Source organism: Paenibacillus sp. J5 (genome assembly GCF_054955055.1).
Genome location: NZ_JBUEDD010000004.1, coordinates 464300 through 482372, shown reverse-complemented (window position 1 = coordinate 482372; position 18073 = coordinate 464300). Strand labels below are relative to the sequence as shown.

The 18073-nt window shown below is 52.4% G+C and carries 17 protein-coding genes; all 17 read right to left on the bottom strand.

Features of this window, described 5'->3' with window-relative positions; genetic code table 11:
* Nucleotides 1-5 precede the first annotated feature (5 nt).
* The 17 genes from liaF to thrS all read right to left on the bottom strand — a co-directional run bounded on the left by liaF (nucleotide 6) and on the right by thrS (nucleotide 17886).
* Complete coding sequence (gene liaF / locus ACY1JZ_RS09705) at nucleotides 6-1034, bottom strand: cell wall-active antibiotics response protein LiaF (protein WP_462629007.1); 1029 nt, start codon at nucleotides 1032-1034, stop codon at nucleotides 6-8.
* 719 nt (nucleotides 1035-1753) lie between these two features.
* Complete coding sequence (locus ACY1JZ_RS09700; RefSeq protein WP_462629006.1) at nucleotides 1754-3316, bottom strand: xylulokinase; 1563 nt, start codon at nucleotides 3314-3316, stop codon at nucleotides 1754-1756.
* 63 nt (nucleotides 3317-3379) lie between these two features.
* Nucleotides 3380-4111, bottom strand: a complete 732-nt coding sequence (locus tag ACY1JZ_RS09695; RefSeq protein ID WP_462629005.1) for a sugar isomerase domain-containing protein — start codon at nucleotides 4109-4111, stop codon at nucleotides 3380-3382.
* Between the two features lie 32 nt (nucleotides 4112-4143).
* Nucleotides 4144-4887 (bottom strand): MBL fold metallo-hydrolase, encoded by a 744-nt coding sequence (locus ACY1JZ_RS09690; RefSeq protein WP_462629004.1) that lies wholly within the window; start codon nucleotides 4885-4887, stop codon nucleotides 4144-4146.
* Nucleotides 4887-5345: a RidA family protein gene (locus tag ACY1JZ_RS09685; RefSeq protein WP_270164945.1), complete on the bottom strand. Its 459-nt coding sequence runs from the start codon at nucleotides 5343-5345 to the stop codon at nucleotides 4887-4889. The genes ACY1JZ_RS09690 and ACY1JZ_RS09685 overlap by 1 nt, the downstream gene beginning before the upstream one ends.
* A gap of 54 nt (nucleotides 5346-5399) precedes the next feature.
* Nucleotides 5400-6461: a Gfo/Idh/MocA family protein gene (locus ACY1JZ_RS09680; protein WP_462629003.1), complete on the bottom strand. Its 1062-nt coding sequence runs from the start codon at nucleotides 6459-6461 to the stop codon at nucleotides 5400-5402.
* Between the two features lie 28 nt (nucleotides 6462-6489).
* Nucleotides 6490-7293: a carbohydrate ABC transporter permease gene (locus ACY1JZ_RS09675; protein ID WP_270164950.1), complete on the bottom strand. Its 804-nt coding sequence runs from the start codon at nucleotides 7291-7293 to the stop codon at nucleotides 6490-6492.
* Between the two features lie 34 nt (nucleotides 7294-7327).
* Complete coding sequence (locus ACY1JZ_RS09670; protein WP_270164952.1) at nucleotides 7328-8218, bottom strand: carbohydrate ABC transporter permease; 891 nt, start codon at nucleotides 8216-8218, stop codon at nucleotides 7328-7330.
* Nucleotides 8219-8299: 81 nt separating this feature from the next.
* On the bottom strand, nucleotides 8300-9649 hold the full coding sequence (locus ACY1JZ_RS09665) for an ABC transporter substrate-binding protein (protein ID WP_462629002.1): 1350 nt from the start codon (nucleotides 9647-9649) through the stop codon (nucleotides 8300-8302).
* On the bottom strand, nucleotides 9646-11055 hold the full coding sequence (gene thrC, locus ACY1JZ_RS09660; RefSeq protein ID WP_462629001.1) for a threonine synthase: 1410 nt from the start codon (nucleotides 11053-11055) through the stop codon (nucleotides 9646-9648). Before thrC ends, ACY1JZ_RS09665 begins: the two co-directional genes overlap by 4 nt.
* Nucleotides 11052-12347, bottom strand: a complete 1296-nt coding sequence (locus ACY1JZ_RS09655; RefSeq protein ID WP_462628999.1) for a M20 family metallopeptidase — start codon at nucleotides 12345-12347, stop codon at nucleotides 11052-11054. Before ACY1JZ_RS09655 ends, thrC begins: the two co-directional genes overlap by 4 nt.
* Nucleotides 12329-13276, bottom strand: coding sequence for a sugar phosphate isomerase/epimerase family protein (locus ACY1JZ_RS09650; protein ID WP_462628998.1), 948 nt, complete (start codon nucleotides 13274-13276; stop codon nucleotides 12329-12331). Before ACY1JZ_RS09650 ends, ACY1JZ_RS09655 begins: the two co-directional genes overlap by 19 nt.
* A gap of 61 nt (nucleotides 13277-13337) precedes the next feature.
* Entirely contained in the window at nucleotides 13338-14084 is a 747-nt protein-coding gene (locus ACY1JZ_RS09645) for a GntR family transcriptional regulator (protein ID WP_270164963.1), read from the bottom strand.
* Between the two features lie 257 nt (nucleotides 14085-14341).
* Nucleotides 14342-14482, bottom strand: a complete 141-nt coding sequence (locus ACY1JZ_RS09640; RefSeq protein ID WP_270164965.1) for a hypothetical protein — start codon at nucleotides 14480-14482, stop codon at nucleotides 14342-14344.
* 85 nt (nucleotides 14483-14567) lie between these two features.
* Nucleotides 14568-15074: an RNA polymerase sigma factor gene (locus ACY1JZ_RS09635; RefSeq protein WP_270164968.1), complete on the bottom strand. Its 507-nt coding sequence runs from the start codon at nucleotides 15072-15074 to the stop codon at nucleotides 14568-14570.
* 248 nt (nucleotides 15075-15322) lie between these two features.
* On the bottom strand, nucleotides 15323-15898 hold the full coding sequence (locus ACY1JZ_RS09630) for a 3D domain-containing protein (RefSeq protein ID WP_462628997.1): 576 nt from the start codon (nucleotides 15896-15898) through the stop codon (nucleotides 15323-15325).
* A 53-nt stretch (nucleotides 15899-15951) separates the two neighbouring features.
* Entirely contained in the window at nucleotides 15952-17886 is a 1935-nt protein-coding gene (thrS, locus tag ACY1JZ_RS09625) for a threonine--tRNA ligase (protein WP_270164971.1), read from the bottom strand.
* Nucleotides 17887-18073: the final 187 nt, after the last annotated feature.

Here is an 18073-nt window from a genome sequence, read left to right as displayed (position 1 = left end):
TTCCCTCACCCTACCCGCGTCGCCGTTACATCTCCAATGAAGGTGCTGACGACCAGCTTGATTTGTTTATCACATTCATGATACGCCGGACTGGACAAGCTGCTATTGCGGAACATGCCGCTATCCTTGCGATCCATTACTTTCGTGTCCCCAGCGAATGCATGCGTGATCACCTGTATGCCGACCTCGTAGTCGTTGGGCAGATAGATTTTCACATCGCCAACGAAGGACGAAATCGTCAGCTTTGTCTCCCCATAAGGAATTTGCGCCTTGGTCAGATCGATGACGGTGTCGCCAATAAAGTGAGATACATTCATCGGCCGCAGCTCCCAATAATCCGAGCCGATATAGACATCCCCGATAAAGCTGGAACGGTTCTGGGCACCTGGATCAGAATCCCACCACTCAACACGCTCCTTCTTGCTATCCTTGTAATTCTTCTTGTATTCTTTATATTCCTTTTTATAGTATTTGTACTGCTCCTTATAGCTCTTGAAATCCATGCCATCTTCATAATCATGATCGTTCATCGAAGCATCGCTGCTCTTATCAGCGAAATGTGAGTGGCCCTGCTCGTCTGGTCGTCCCGATTGCCCAGCATGGTTCATCTTGGTCGGATCGGGATGCAACGGCGGCGGGGGCGGCATAGTCGCATCCCCAGGATAGGATTTCCAATCGTCATTCTCCTTGGGCTTCCCTTTGCTCTTCGGCTTGAAGATCATCTTGAGGCCATACCAGATGATGATGATTGGAATCGCACAGCTGATGAGCTCTCCTACAGATAGATAGTGAAAGCCTAAGTTACGGGTGAGAAAATAGACCCCCAGACCCGCCATCAACCAGCCCCACCAATGATCATCCTTCTTATGGCTTATAATGCCATCGAGTCCCAATGCGACCAGGAAGAGCGGCCAGAATATACCGATTAGGTCGCCCAGGCCATATCCATTCCCGACGTAAGCCACCAACATGATGACCCCAACAAAAACAATCAACATGCCCCATACTAGCCGCCTTAACATCGATCTATACATTTCAATCCCCCATTTCACTGTTCTGCGCCATAACATCCTTCGCAGCTTTATTGTATTTATTGCACGGCCTGTGCTTGCTGTACACTTAGTATAACCGAGTACGCATAAAGCCCGATACAGCCGCTGGATTGAATTTGATCTCCGTCTCGAGACGGAGATCACTAAACCCAAGTAAACATCTTACAAATTGGCAGTTGTCATGAATTGGTGGTATATTTGGTAAAGTCCAATTAATTGTTGTTAGGGGAGGTTCGCTATTTGGTACCCTATTTCGACTATAAACAAGAGCTCTATATGATTCTTTGTTTTCTGATTAATCCTGTAATTTGTTGTATAGGTTATTATATATTTCGACCTCAACGAATTTGGTTTTCACCCCTAATTAATATGAGCCTATTTGTTTGCATTTCAATAGCTTTCTATCCTTATTATTTCACAGATGTGTTCCAATCCGAGTATGACTCCACTACACTATATTGGATGATCTTGATTATTCCATTTCAATTGATGTCCGCACTTTTATTCACTGTGGCGACCTATACAATTATTAGATTAAAGAAAAAAATCTGATGCACCTAAGCTATACACTGTCAGATACATAAAACTACTACTATTTTGTCAATAGACTGTTTTGTATGGGGGCAATCCGCCTCGTCACTTTCCAACAGAAGCAAAAAAGCTGGACGGGAAACATTACGTTTTCCGCCCAACTTTTTTATTTAGAGCTTTTCGGATAGCCCATTCTCCGCCGCCGTCGCGCGATAATAGCGGTTGAGTGAATGGTATACCTCACGGTAATGGCCATAGATTCGCCCATACGCCTGCGCCCGCCCCTCATTCGGCTGTGTAGGCTCGCTGGCCGAGACAACTATGCGCGCCGCTTCGTCGACCGATGTATACCAGCCGCAGCCTAAGCCCGCCAGCAGCGAGGCTCCCACCGCTGACGCATCGCGATGATGCAGCCGTGCCAGTGGACGGTCAAGCACATCGCCAATCATGCGCGACCAGACCTCGTTCTTGCTGCCACCTCCGCCCAGGTGCAGGCGCTTGGCAGGATAGCCGCTGGCTTCGAACAGCTCCATCGCTTCCCGAATATTATACGCCACTCCCTCCATGACGGAGTGCAGGAGCAGCTCCTTCGGCTGGCCTGTTGCCAGCCCGAGCCAGGAAGCGCGGTCGACGGCGTCGAAGTGCGGCGTCCCGCTCCCAACTAAAAATGGTAAAAAAAGCAATCCATCACTACCAGGAGGGATGCCATCCATCCTGCGGGACAATATGCCTATCGCCTCGTAATCCTCAGCCTGCAACTGCGTTTTGTCACTGAGCATACGGTATGCCCAATCCACTCCTAGCCCCCCGGTAAAGATGCTGCCCATTGCATATAGGGTACCAGGAATCGCCGAAGGATGAAATGTCAGCTTGCCGACAGCCTCGGACACGATCCCTTTCACGCGCATCACCGCCTGCCCGGACGTACTCAGCGTCACCGCTAATATGCCATCCTCCGATGCGCCAGTGCCAAGCTGGCTGCACGCCATATCCGCTGCCCCTGTAAACACAGGCAAGCCTTCCGGCAGACCGGTTGCGGCTGCGGCTTCCGGGCTGACGCGCCCAGCTTCGCCATGCGAGGGCTGGAGCTCGGGGAAGAGCCGCTCGGGCAAGCCCAGCTCGCGAATAAGTTCCGCCGACCACCTGCCCGACACAGCATCATAGAGCAAGCTGTTGCCTGCATCGGTGGGATCGGTCAGCAAGTGACCGCTTAGGCGGTAACGGATAAAGTCCTTTGGAAACAACAACGTGGCTGCACGTCGAAGCGCGTCGGGCACGTTATTTTTGATCCACAGAAGCTTCGAGACCGTGAAGGCGTCAATCGGCATGTTGCCTGTCATCGCCACGAAGGTCTCTCCGTATTCTTGCCGCAGCAAGGCGGTTTCTTCGGATGATCTGGCGTCAGCTATCATGATGCTTGGCATCACCGGATGACCATCGTTGCCAAGCAGCACCGGCGCACTCATATGTCCAGAGAAGGACACGCCGAGGAGGACTCCCCCGGCAGCGCCGATGTTCGCTACACACTCACGAATGGCAGCGCAAGCGCCCTCCCACCATTGCTGTGGATGCTGCTCCACCCAACCGGGACGCCGTGAATCGCTGGCATAATGGCGCGAGGCAGTGGCGGCAATCTGCCCTTCCCTCGTCATGGCCACGACTTTGACCGCTGTCGAGCCGACATCGACGCTCAGCACCAGTTCACGTGCCGCTGTCCGGCTATTCGTTGACATCGAATCCCTCCCATCGTCTCCACCATACGGCCGTTTTTGTAATCTCTCTGTTCAAACCCAGCGCTACAGATGTTTGATTCGCTTGCGGTATTTTTCGATATAAGACCGATTGCGCTCAAAGCCGCCGGGAATGTTACCGCTGATATACACTGGAGGCTCAACCCCGCGTGCCACCAGACGCTCAGCCACGCTGGTCATAACCATATTCAGAATGATGCTGCCAATGACCGTCGAGCCGGATGCCATCTTCAACTCCGTGCCCGGAATGCCGACCAACGCATCGCCGTGCGGCATATGGTTGTCAATAACTAGATCTGCGATGTCACTGAGCCGCTTGCCGGAATGATGTCTGGTCTCATCCCCGAAGTAGGAGGACGAGCACAGAGCTACCACCTTCAACCCTTTTCCCTTTGCGGCCAACGCCATCTCAACCGGAAGTGAGTTGATTCCCGAGTTGGAGATGACGATGATAACCTCCCCTGGCGCAACCTCATAGTTGTCCAATATATGCTCCGCGTAGCCCGTCATCCGCTCCACCCTTGAGCTTTTGACTGCTCCTTCATGAAGCATGACGCTTGTTTCCAATATGGCGTTGACCGGAACCAGTCCGCCTGCTCTATAGAAAAAATCCTCCACCAGCAAATGCGAATGACCGCAGCCAAATAGATGCAGCAGACCGTCCTTTGCCACCGACTCGGCAATCCACTCCGCTGCTTGTGCAATGGATTCTTGTTCTTCCTGTTTAATTAATTCAATGTGCCATGTAATTTTGTCTACAAATTCATTTGCCAGCATACCGCAATTCTCCTTCCGAATTACAACCTTCATTAGCCAATGTTCGCCGGTACACCCAAGTTTCGAAAAATGCTAGAGGCTCTTTCCACATGCTTCGCGGCCCTCGACAACACGGGCTGCCCATGTCCCGGAAGCAGCACGTCCGGCGCAAGACCGGCCAGTCGTTCAATGCTTGCAGCAAGCGCCTGTAATTGAAAATCATAAGTGCTCAGCATGGAGATTTTCCCGCCGTACATAACCGTGTCTCCGCTAATCAAGACGGAGGGATAATGGTTTCTCTCCATCAGAAAGCAAGTATCAAATCGTGAATGCCCTGGCGTATGGAATACCGTAAACCTGCACTCCCCAAGATGCAATCTATCGCCATCGCGCAGCCGCTGATCCGCCCTGCAAGCCCGCCATTCATAATCAGCGTCGTAAAAGCCGGCGTCACGCGCCTGCTGCAAGCTGATTGCCGCTTCATCTCCCTGCTCGAAAATCTCGGCAGCCTCGTCCAGCATATGAATGCGAGCACCGGTCGCCTCCCGCAGCGCCGCAGCGCCGCCGGAATGATCCGCGTGCAGATGTGTCAATAAAATATCGCCCACCGCTGCAGCATCATACCCATGTTCCCCGAGATTGCGGATAATTTCACCAATCGATTCGCCCGTGCCGCAATCAATCACCACAAGGCCTGCCCCCGTATCAACAGCGTATACATTGCAATCGGCAGGATGGGTCCAACTGAACCCAAGATCACCGCTTGCCAGCAGGTAAAGGTCTTGTCGAAGACGCATTATGCCTTCACCTGAACAATCATCTCCAGCTCCACCGCTGCACCGAATGGCAGCTCGCTGGTGCCCAGCGCAGCTCGCGCATGCTTGCCCGCCTCGCCGAAGATCTCGACCAGCAGCTCCGACGCCCCGTCAATCACAAGCGGCTGTTCCCCGAATCCGTCGGCGGACCTGACGTAACCCATCATACGTACAATCCGCTCAACCCGATCAAGACTGCCCAGACATGACTGTATCTCTCCCAGACAATTCAGAGCAGCCAGCCTTGCAGCCTTCCTGCCCGCAGCAACGTCATGCTCGGCTCCGAGCCTTCCGGGCATCTGCATGACCCCGTCGATCTCAGGTGTCGCGCCGGATATAAACAGCAGATTGCCTACCTGCACTCCGGGTACAAATCGAAAACGCGGCTTCACTTCTGGAATGGCTATATTCAATTCCTTTAAACGCTGTTCGATCGACATCGCCACTCAACCCCTGTCCCTAAATATGGCTTCCCTTCTCTAGAGATATCCATTTCACTCACTTTCTCCTTCATGCCCTAGCGTGACCATACGTCCCTCACGAGCTGAAGCTACAATGGCATCGGCAATTTCCATTACGTGCACCGAATCGGTCAAGGGCATGATGGGGGATGGACGATTCTCTGCGATAACCCGGATGAAATGCGCCAGCTCCGCCGCTATCGCGCCGCCCACGCTGCCGTCCGGCCCGGTCGGCCAGAGCGTCACCTCCGGTTGCAGCACGCGCTCCGCGGTCCATATTGACAAGCCAGCATGACTAAGTCTGTACTGTGCCGTTCCCCGCTCTCCGATGACTTCAATCTGGGCGTCAATGGTGCCGTCTAGCTCCAAGGTATCCACCAAATTTCGCGGCCCGCCGGGAGGAACCAGCCAACTGGAATCCAATGAGGCGACAACACCATTCTCGAACTGCAGCGTCGCTGCAAACAGATCGGGAAACGCATGCCCACTCATATAGCGCTCAAACGCAGCTACGGACTTGCAGCGTGCACCCGCATACCAGACCAGCAAATCAAGCTCATGCACGCCCGATTCGTAGACAGGGTGGACACGGCTGCCAAAGCTATGAAACCAGTCGCGGCTGAAGTTCCGCTTCGTGCGAATCGCTGCGACCCGTCCCAGCAAGCCTTCATCCAGATTGCGCTTAATCGTAAAGTAAGGCTGCGAAAACCGCGAAATATTGCCCACAAGCACCTGCAGGCCTGCTTTTTCGGACGCCGCTTGAATAGCCTTTGCTTCCTGCAATGTCACGGCGAGCGGCTTTTCCACGATTACATGCTTGCCGCTTCGCAGTGCGGCCAATGCCAGCGGGCCGTGCGAGCTTTCGTCCGATACGATGTCAACGGCATCGAGATCGTCCAGCTCAATAAGCGCAAGCGGGTCGGTGTAACATGCTTCAACACCAATATTGGCTTCTTCGGCGGCAGCAGCCAGCGCCTCCGAGCTGACATCTGCCAACGCAGCAACCTCGACGCCAGCGAGCTGCTGCAGCACCTTCAGATGTAGTCGGCCGAACCGGCCTGCGCCGATCAAGCCAATGCGCAGTGATTGAGTCATCCCATTCACCTCCTTGCCTGGCGGCACATTATTTGACAGCGCCTGCCGTCAGCCCCTTGATAAAGTATTTGCCTACAAAGGCGAAGAAAATGACGACTGGCAATAGGGTCAATACCGCGCCTGCTGTCGTCCAGCCCCACCGGACAGTGTATTGTCCCATAATGGCATTGAGTCCGATCGGCAGTGTTTGCAAGCGCTCACTGCTGATCAACACCGAGGAAAAGGCAAACTCTGTCCATGCCATAATAAACGCATAAATCGATATGGTCGCAATGCCCGGCCCGATGAGCGGCAGCACGATCTGCAGCATTGTACGCATCCGTCCAGCTCCATCGATTGCCGCCGCCTCATCGAGCGTTAGCGGCACCGCATCAAAAAACCCGTGCATCAGCCACACTGAGAATGGCGCGGCAAACGTGACATTAATGATAACGAGTCCCAGCAGCGTATCCACTAGATGCAGCCCGGCCATCAGTTGGTACACGGGAACCAGCAGCAAAATAGCAGGAAACACGTAGGTCGCCAAAATCAAGCGGCTGACAAAATGTCGTCCGCGAAACTTCATCCGGTACAATGCAAAGCAAGCAGGCACAACGATCAGCACCGAAACCGCCATCGTACCAAACGAAATGATTGCACTGTTGCTAAGATTCGTAAGATACGAGGTACTTTGAAGCAGCTCTTTATAATGAATGAGCGTGAAGGACTTCGGAAACAAGTCCGGCTTCAAAATCTGATCCGCTGGCTTGAAGGACGAGATGGTAATCCAATAAAACGGGAATGCAATGATAAAGGTCAGCAAAATGCCGACGATAATACGAGTTGCTTTCATCGTTGTCACCTTCCTTTCCTCTTGGCGGGAGCCGTCAGTCTTCCTTGGGCGCGAAGTATTTAATGAAGAAAAAGGCATATACGCCAAGGAACGCCGCCGTAATAATGGAGGTTGCGGATGCCTGGCCGATCCGATACGATTCAAACGCTTGCTGATAAATCATGACGGGAACGGTTGTCGTTGCGCCTGCTGGTCCGCCGCCAGTCAAGATGTATATCGTGTCAAATATATTGAAGGACCACAATGTGCCAACAAGACCCAGCGCAAACGTAATTCTGCCCAGCGAGGGGAACGTAATTGTCCAAAATTGCTGCCATTTGTTTGCGCCGTCCACGTCGGCGGCCTCGTAGATTTCAACGGATATGGTGGATAAGCCAGCCAACACGATAACCGCCATGAACGGAAACCAATGCCATGTATTGATAAAAATAATAATCGGCAGCGACCATGTTTTGTGGCCAATCAAATTAAGCGGCTGTTCAATCAAATGAAGCGACATCAATACATGATTAAAGATTCCGTATGATCCGTTAAAAATCCACTGCCAAAAAATCGTGACGACGATCGTCGGTATAACCCAGGGAATAATCATCCAGGTCCGCGCCCAGTTATTGAAACGGGTCGCTTTGTTAAGCATCAATGCGATACCGAAAGCAAGCAGCGTCTGGGAAAAGCCATTGCCTAAAACCCAAATCAGACTTTTGCCCCATGCCGCCCAATAGGTCGAGGATTGCAGCATGCTCGCATAATTGTCCAGACCGACGAAGCTGCCTTGCGTTCCGACAAAGCCGGTATTGTACAAGCTTTCCTTAAACACGCTGAGCAACGGTATAAATATAGTGACGACGATCCAGATTACGATTGGGGCTACCAGCAAATAAGGCAGCACTTTGGCCATCGTTCTTCCTTTTCCCAACACATCCATGCACATTCACTCCCCACAAGGCCGGAGGGCCTGCCGCCTGCAATGATCCCGACAGACCCTCCTTGTTCCCTCTGTTTGCTGTTACTTCACTGCTTCTTCCATTTGAGCCTGCCCCCAACTAACTGCCTTCTCTGCGGACAACCCGTTGCTATTCATCTGCTCCAAGGTTTGCGCCATGTAGTTCGGTCCTGCGATTTGGCCGATCTTAGGCGAAACGCCATCGGTAAAGCCAAACAATGCGCCGTTGTTTGAAGCTTGAATTAACACTTCCACCTGTGAACGGTACTTGCTAATCACCGGGTCATTCCAGAAGCTTTCAGCCTTGCTGCCGTCCTCAGTTACCGGTAAGAACAGGCCTGGCTCGGCGTTGACGAAGCTGCCGTATGTTTCCGGCTCGAACAGATACTCAAAAAACTTAGCAATCGCTGCTTTCTTCGCAGCGTTGTCCGTCAGCATCATGACGCCGTTGGAATAATAGATGCTGCCTTGTTCCCCGCCAGAAGCGACCGGCATGGGCACAACGCCCAAATCCTCTGCAGGACGACCGGATTCCGACTCGAACGTGGACAGGTATTGCCCTTTCTCGATCGCCATCGCGGCTGCGCCAGTATTGAACTGGGCCTGCGGCTCGCCCCACTGGTACGTGTTGCTATCCGGTGGCGAGAATTTCAGCAAATCCTTGTACATTTGATAAGCGGCAACCGTTTTTTCATTGTTAAATGTCACTACGTTACTGCCGTTAATTATGTTTTTGGCTCCTGCGGTTACAAGAAAGCTATAAAGCACCTGGTCTGTCGCCATCGATTTGGAAGCTGGCAGCGCAATGCCGTACTTGCCGCCCCCAGTTAACTTCTCAGCAGCCGATTTCAGCTCATCCCAGGTGGTCGGCGGTGTAATGCCTGCTTCTTTCAGCAGGTCGGCGCGATACCAGAGCACCTGCACCATGCCGTATAATGGAACCGCCCACGTGTGGCCTTCATAGGTATACGGCGCCAAGGACGTGTCGAGCAAGCCGTGTTTCTCATTAATTGAAGCTATAATGTCATCGACCGGCTGCACGACACCAAGTTGTTTGATGAGCGTCGTGTAATCAGGGATGGTGAATAGCAGATCCGGTCCATTACCAGCCTGAATCGCGGCTGGAAACTTGGAGTACGCATCGCCCCAGCTTTGCACCTGAGGTGTAATTTTAATATCGGGATGAGATGCATTGAATTTGTCTATCACTTCTTTGAAGCGCGCAACGCGATTCGGCGGCTCTTCCATGTGCCATAATGTCAGCTCGGTGATGCTGCCTTCAGAATTGCCACCGCCGTTCGTTCCGGTATTACCGTTTGTACTGCCGCCTCCGCTGTTGGAGGAACAAGCCGCAAGTACAGATGACAGCATCAAGATAAACACCAGCAAGACGATCCCTTTTGTTCTTTTCACTGTTGTCTCACTCCCATAGTGGTATTATTTATTGCAACGGACATGTCCTTGAGTCCATGCCCGGTGACAATTGCTACAACAAGCTGATCCTTTTTAATAATGCCCTCTGCGGCCAGGCGGGATGCAGCCGCTACACTCGTTACTGACGATAGCTCAGCCAATATGCCTTCGCGCATCGCAAGCTCACTGCGCCAATGCAACAGCTCATCGTCGCCTATCGCCAGCGCAACCCCGCCAGACTGACGAATAACTGCAAGCGTGCGCGTGCCGTCAGCCGGATAACTCGATAGCGGGTCGGCAATGCCGGAAGCAGCGGAGGCAATCGGCTCGTCCCATGCCGCCACATGGTCGAGTCCGTCCTCGTAGGCCGCAGCAATCGGTGCACAGCCAAGCGCTTGCACGCCTGCCATGCGGGGCAGACGCGATACGGCCCCGGCATAAAGCAGCTCGCGATAACCCTTGTAAATGCTGCTGAGCAGCGGCCCTGCCCCAATAGGGACGATAATCCAGTCAGGCACGCGACCCTCCAGTTGCTCCGCCAGCTCGTAGGCGACCGTCTTGTCTCCCTCGGCCGCATAGGGATTCAGATAAGTCGAGGTGAGATTGAACGCGCCTTCTACTTCTGCCACCGCCGCTGATCGGGCATAAGCGTCACTGAAGCTTCCTTCGACCGGCTCGATGCAGGCGCCGTAAGCTTGCATGGCTGCAAGCTTCTCTTGCGGTGTTGCGGCGGGCACATAGACGGTGCAAGCCAATCCGGCCCGGGCGGCGTAGGCCGAAGCCGACACCCCGGTATTTCCGGTGGAAGCACACACAACCTTATTGAAGCCAAATGCTCTAGCGGCTGTGAGCGCTACTGCGAGCGGACGATCTTTGAAGGCAAGCGTCGGATTCTGCGACTCCATCTTTAAATATAACGCCGGAGATCGCGATACATTATTGGTGTTGCCTGCAATGTGCTCTGTATTTCCTTCGTTGTTGCCCATCAAAATATTCTGAATATTGCGAATATTTAACAAAGGTGTACATCCTTCGCCAAGCGAAACAGGTTCAACCTCCGCATCGATTGGCAACAGACTTCGGTAACGCCATATTCCAGACTCATGCGAGCTGGCTTGATTAACCGGAGCCGGGCTTATCGCTTCGCTAGCTATGCCGGCGGCGGCGGTATCCTTGCCGAAGGGCTTCCTATCCAACAACTGGTCGTAGTCGTAATGAATGTCAAGGCTACCGCCACAATGCAGGCAGAGATAGGCAGGCTCGCTCTCAGCGGCGCAGCCACAGTCCCAGCATACAGCTCGGAACGGTCGTTGTCCGGCGGCAGTGCCGGACAAACGCCCCAGTTCATAGTCCGCAGCAGGCTTGACCGTTCTATTGTCCACTTTTTTGCTTTCGTCTGTCCTCATATACCGCCTCCTTCTTGCCCACTTGCCCCGTCATCCCGATTCGTAGAGTCCTCTTCAGGTGTGCACAGCGTAAATGCGGCGCGAATATAAATATTGACGGCCGCATGAAGCTGACCTACTTCAATATATTCGTCGTCTGAATGAGCCTGAGCGATGCTTCCTGGACCACAGACGACGGTTTGGCCACAGCACTCCTGCAGAAGCGCGCCGTCCGTCCAAAACTGCAAGCCGATCGGACCTGCTGATTCGTTCGTTAATGGAGATGACGAATCTGTTATCCGCTCTGCTTCACACGCTTCAATCAGACTAACCGCCAACCGAGCAGCAGGATCAGTGGCAAGCGGGCCATGCGGCACGCCGTGAAAGTTGTCAGCAATCCTGACATTTCCAGCAAAATCCGGATAGACCCGTGCTGTCTCCTCCAGCGTTTGCTCCAGTTCATGCAATGCGGACAACGCTGTCTCGCCAGGAATAAGCCTGCGCTCGAACTGAACGGAGCAGCTTCCAGGCACAATGACCGGCCGCGTCCCCCCGGCGATGACGCCGACGTTCAAGCTCGGGGAGCCAAGCAGCGGATGGGAGCGGGAGCGCAACTGCGGTATATAAACATCCTGCAGATGCGCAATCCAGCGCACCGCCCGATAAATCGCATTAACCCCGCGCTCCGGGACGCTGCCGTGAGCCGCTGTGCCGGGGAATTCGGCTTCGTACCATCCAACGCCTTTGTGCGCTACACCGACCCGCAGCTCCGTCGGTTCCCCGATAATAGCATAATCCGCTGCAAATCCGCTGCGGCTAAGCTGCCATGCCCCAGGACTGTACGTCTCCTCTCCCACGGTAGCAGCGAAATACAAGGTACCACTCTCCAGACCACCACACGCTTGAATGGCCGCCATTGCCATCATCATTGCTGCAAGCGCACCCTTCATATCAACGGTGCCCCGCCCGTAAATTTTCCCCTCATGCTTGACTGCCTGGAACGGTACAGACATCTGGTAAGGCGGAACGGTGTCGAGATGACCGTTGAGCAGCAGCGACGGCCCCTGCTTGGGACCGTCCAGCCGAGCCAATAGATTGGCTCGTCCGGGCAGCACTTCATGAAGCTCACAATGGATGCCCCGTTCGCTAAGCCAGTTGCGGATAAACGCTCCCAGCCTTGCTTCTTCCCCGGGCGTTTCGCTGTGGCTCTCTATGGCAATCAGCTCTGACAGCAACCGTTCGGTATTTTCTTGTGCGACTGCCGCTAGCGTGCGCCGCATTCTCTGCTCTGCGTTCAGCCCTGCTTGCCCCATCCGAATTCCTCCAGATATTCCTTCGACTCCTCGGCAACCCGGTCGAAGTCGGTCATACTGACGCCGGACGGATCACCGACGCCGTACAGGCCGCCGGTTTGGAAGCCTTCCCATTCCACGGAGTTGTAGCCACTAAAGCCAACCTCTTTAAGCGCATCCGCCATTTCGCGAAAATCAACAAAGCCCGCCCCAAACCACACATGCTGAGATTGCATAATATTCGGAAAGCCGACTTCGTCCTTGACATGTGTAACCTTGATACGATCGCCCAGCTTGCGAATCGCTTCCTTGATCGGCATACGTGGCTTGACCGTCGTATAGAAGGTGCCAACATCTACGCAAGCATACACATTGGGCCGATCGACTAGCTCGAACAATTTGAGCAAATCGTCAATGTTGTTGATTAATGTTCCCTGAATCAGCTCAATGCTGACATCAATCCCTTTTTGCATCCCGTAGTCCGCGACTTCGCGGGTAGCGGTGACAACCTGATGCCAGGCTTCCTTGCGCGTCATCAAATTGTATAGCGGGGGATCGTAATAACCGTCCCCGATCAATGTCACAACCGTCTCCGCGCCCATGTCCGCGGCAGCGTCGATTGCCCGCTTGAACTTGGCAATACCGGCATCACGATCAAAATATCGCGGCGTCACGAAGGTCGTATGACAGCCGATTGAAGAAAAGGCCAACCCTGTCTCATCCATTGCCTTGCGTACTTTTTTGATGCTGTCATCATATTCATGCGGCAGGATTTCCTGGATTTTCGGATAGATGACATCGAACCCTTCGTAGCCATAGGAAGCAATCTGCCGGATACACCACTCGAGAGGCTTGTCCCCCCATGAATTCCAGGCCGGTCCGGCGATTTCCAAGCGACCCCAAGGCATGTTGGGCCAAATCTCAAACGACAATTTCAAATGATTGCTCATGTTGTATTGCGCCTCCTTCAATTTGTCGAAACATCTGGAATCATCGCAACTTATTCTTGCACTAGATATTCATTTCAATCGTAAATTTATAGCGGTCTCCTCTGTACAGGGATCGCACATATTCCAGTGGCTTTTCCGCACCTTCTTCATACGTGGTCCGCTGAACAAGCATGGCCGATTCGTGTTGTCCGATTTCCAGTATGCCCGCTTCGTCGGGATATACGGATGCGACTTCGATCGTTTGAATGGCCTTGACAAGCTTAATTCCGCATACATCCTCGAGCATTTGGTACAACGATTCATTTTCCATGTTCATGCCATAGAGCGGCTTGACTTTGGCATAAATGAGATAAGATCGCTCCAGCGCCATCGGCTCGCCATTGGCAGTCCGCACACGTACCAGTTCGAGTACCTCTGTATCGGTATCGATTTGCAGTTGCGTCGCCACCAGCTTGCTCGCCTTGATAATCATTGAGCTAACGACTTGCGCGCCAGGCACAATGCCCCTATTCAGCATATCCGTACTGAAATTTGTCAACCTAGCGAGCGGCTGTTCGATCTTGGGTGTCGATACAAAGGTTCCCACTCCTCGCTGGCGGTACAAAAGCCCTTCCTGCACAAGCTCATTGATCGCCTGGCGGACAGTTAGCCGGTTGATTTCAAATTCCTCCGATAGCTCGCGCTCTGAAGGAATCAGCTCATCAGGGCGATAACGATGGGTCTGAATCTCGTTCCGCAAAAATTCTTTGACTTGATGATAAAGCGGAATGACACTATGTCGGTCAATTACAGGCTTCGTGTCTCTCATATTCTCCCCCCTGCGGAGTATAGTTAAGTAGTTGTCTATACCAGTTGTTATGTGTTAATAATACTCACATTGTCTCTATTCGTCAATAGGTAAGTTAAAAAAAATATATAATTAACCGTTTACATTTATTTTCCGTTTTTCTAAAGGTCAGTTTAGCTGACATCAAAGCTTGTCGCGGCACAGCTTTGCATAACCTCATCCGCACGACATAGGTAATTATAAAGAGGCCAGGAACGCTCCTGGCCTCTTACGATCATTTATTTATTTGCATTTTCAGTGGCGGCATTGTTGTTCGCCGCTTTGTTGTTCAGGTTCTGTTGCTGGTTCATTTCCTCAGCAAACTCGGCATTGTATTGGTTGTTGTTTTCATTCGCCTTGACATTCTTGTTCTTAGCCATGTTCTGCTCACCTCCCCGTCCATCCAATAGTATGGAAAGAGGGGGAGGACATTATGTATGAGGAAATAAGAAAAATAAGGAAAAATTACGTCCAATGCTTCAAGCGCTCGCGGCTTCGATGAATCCGTGCCTTGACCGTGCCAACCGGCATATTCATGGCATCCGCGATCTCCTGATCCTTAAATCCATAGTAGAACTTGTACAGCATCATTGTTCTTGATCTGGGGTCGAGTGCCCCCAATAATTCGGAAATCTCCAGCATCAACTCGGCTTCTGTGCGCAGCGAACTAGACGGCTCCTGTGGCTCAAACCACCCATCAGAGGATCGCCCATAATACCTGTTCACATTGTAAGCCACATTAGCTGTTATCGTCTTCGCCCAAGCACACAGCTTGTTCTGCTCCCTAAGCGTCTCCCGCTTGGACAGCATTCGTACCCACGCCTCTTGAACAACATCATGTGCATCCGATTTGTTACGGACCTTGGAGTAGGCAACACGAATCATCTGATTGTACAAATCACGCAGCAAGACTTCATATTGTTCAAGCTCCATGCCCTTCGGATCATGACTCTGAGACAACCATTTATCCATCTCTACCGCCCCACTGCTGATAACGTTTACAATTCAGTATAATTATACCACAAAAAACCAAAATAAAAAAGAAGATTTGTCATTATTTGTAGAGCTTTTTCCCATCAAACCCATATCTTTTATAGTTATGGTCTATAAGCTATGTAACACGATATGAATCGTAGACTCGATTTCTGAACGCATTGCGTGCAGATGGACTGTAGCTCAGCATAGTTGTCTAGGGCGTATCTGAAAACTCGTTCAACGCCCTAGGATGCAAACATCGACTGCGGTATTGGCTGCTCTGCTTTCACAGTCTGATTGATCTGTTGCAGCCAATCCTCTGTCATTTTGCCACTGCCTTTGTATACAATCTCCACCTCTACAGAACGCTTGCCCCACTCTTGATACACTTGACTGATCGTGTCAAAATATAGATCGATCTTATATCCCTTAATCGCAGAGCCTGTATCCGCTACAACCCCGTAGCCGTAACCTGGAATATAGAGTAGCGTTCCAATCGGGAATATACTCGGATCAGCAGCAATTGTCGACACGAAGTCACGCCTGACCTTCACCCCGCTGTATGTTATACCGTATTGCGGATGACCCGGTTTCTTACCCGTTGACTCGACTCCAGCAGTATAGCCGGTGGCTACCACCTGCACCCTCTTGACCGGCCCGCTATGCGTCTTAGCCTGCATGGCTGGCAGACTTGCCGGCTCCATATCAAGCTGCAGTGATAGCTGGCCATTCGCTGCTTGAACAGAGTCACAGCCGGCCCCCGTCCAGACCATAGCAAGCAAGGGCAGCAGTTCCAGCGTTTTGATCAGCTTCCTTATCATTTCGGAGAGTCCCCCCTGTACAGAAGGTTCCCCCCGAACGACTCCATTTATACTTAGATGGCCTTGCTGCTGATCTCGCCTTGCAGCTTGGCGATCAGCTCGCTAATCGGCAGTGAGCCGATGTCACCCTCGCCCCGTTTACGCACCGATACCGCTTCGCTGCTTGCTTCATTTTCTCCGACAATCAGCATGTATGGAATTTTTTCCAACTGTGCTTCGCGAATTTTATAGCCCAGCTTCTCATTACGAACATCATTTTCCACGCGAATTCCGGCAAGCTGAAGCTGCTCCTCAACTTTCTTCGCATATTCCTCATAGGCCAAGGATACTGGAATCACACGCGCTTGAATCGGCGAGAGCCACAATGGCAGCGCACCTGCAAAGTTCTCAAGCAGGAAGGCAGTCATCCGCTCCATCGTGCTGATAATCCCCCGGTGAATAACGACCGGACGATGCTTCTTGCCATCATCCCCGACATACTCGAGCTCGAACCGCTCAGGCAACAGGAAATCAAGCTGAGCTGTCGACAGCGTCTCTTCTTTGCCAAGTGCGGTCTTGATCTGCACATCCAGCTTAGGACCATAGAAGGCTGCTTCGCCCTCTGCTTCGAAGAATGGCAGACCCAGCTCCTCCACTACCTCGCGCAGCATGCGCTGTGACATCTCCCACATCTCATCATTTTGGAAATATTTCTCCGTATCCAGTGGATCACGATAGGACAGGCGGAAGCGATATTCCTTAATGCCGAAGTCCTCATATACTTTGCGAATCAATTGAATGACGCGAGAGAATTCCTCCTTGATCTGATCGGGACGGCAGAAGATATGCGCATCGTTCAGCGTCATCGCTCGCACGCGATGCAGACCAGTCAGCGCGCCGGACATCTCATAACGATGCATGGTGCCCAGCTCTGCAATACGGACAGGCAGATCACGGTAGCTGCGCATGTCGCTTTTGTATACCATCATATGATGCGGGCAGTTCATCGGGCGCAATACAAGCTCCTCATTGTCCATCTCCATCTTAGGGAACATGTCCTCCGAGTAATGCTCCCAGTGACCGGAGATTTTGTAGAGGTCCACATTAGCCAGCACAGGCGTATAGACATGATCGTAGCCCAGCTTTTCTTCCAGATCCACAATATAGCGCTCCATCGTGCGGCGAACCTTGGCGCCGTTAGGCAGCCATAGCGGGAGGCCCTGCCCAACCTCGCGGGAGAAGGTGAACATCTTCAGCTCGCGTCCCAGCTTGCGGTGATCGCGTTTCTTGGCCTCCTCCAGCAGATGCAGATGCTCATCTAGCTGTGACTTCTTTGGAAACGCTGTGCCATAGATGCGCTGCAGCATTTTATTTTTGGAATCGCCTCTCCAATACGCGCCAGCGACACTGAGCAGCTTGAAGGCCTTGATGCGGCCAGTGGACGGCAGATGCGGCCCGCGGCATAGATCAAAGAACTCTCCTTGATCATAGATCGTAATTACGGAAGACTCCGGCAGGTCGCGGATTAGCTCCAGCTTCAGCGGATCTTCCAGCTCGGTATAGATCGCCAGCGCTTCCTCGCGGCTAACCTCGCGGCGACGGATGTCGAGATTCTCCTTAATAATCGCATTCATTTCCTTCTCGATCTTCTCCAGATCGTCAGGAGTAAGCGATTGCTCCATATCAATATCATAATAGAAGCCATCTTCAATCACAGGCCCGATGCCCAGCTTAACCGCCTGGTTTCCATAGATGCGCTTGATCGCCTGAGCCATCAGATGGGCGGTGCTATGACGATATACCTCCAGCCCGTCAGCCGAGTCCAGTGTAACAATCTCTACGCTGGCACTCTCCTGAATCGGGGTATAGATATCGATGACCTTCCCATCTACCTTCCCTGCAATTGCATTCTTCTTCAAGCCAGAGCTGATCGAACCAGCAATTTCCTCCACAGTAACTCCAGCCGCGTACTCCCTCACGGCACCGTCTGGGAATGTAATCTGCAACATGTTATTTCTCCTTCCTGGTATCTCCACATCATCTACGAACATAAGCCAACGAACAGCAGGCGACATCGCTTATGAAACACTCTCCCCTCGATCTAACCGAACGGGCACAAAAGACTAGTGCAACATAAAAAAGCCCCCGTCCCATCAAGGGACGAGCGCTTATCACTCGTGGTTCCACCCTCATTCG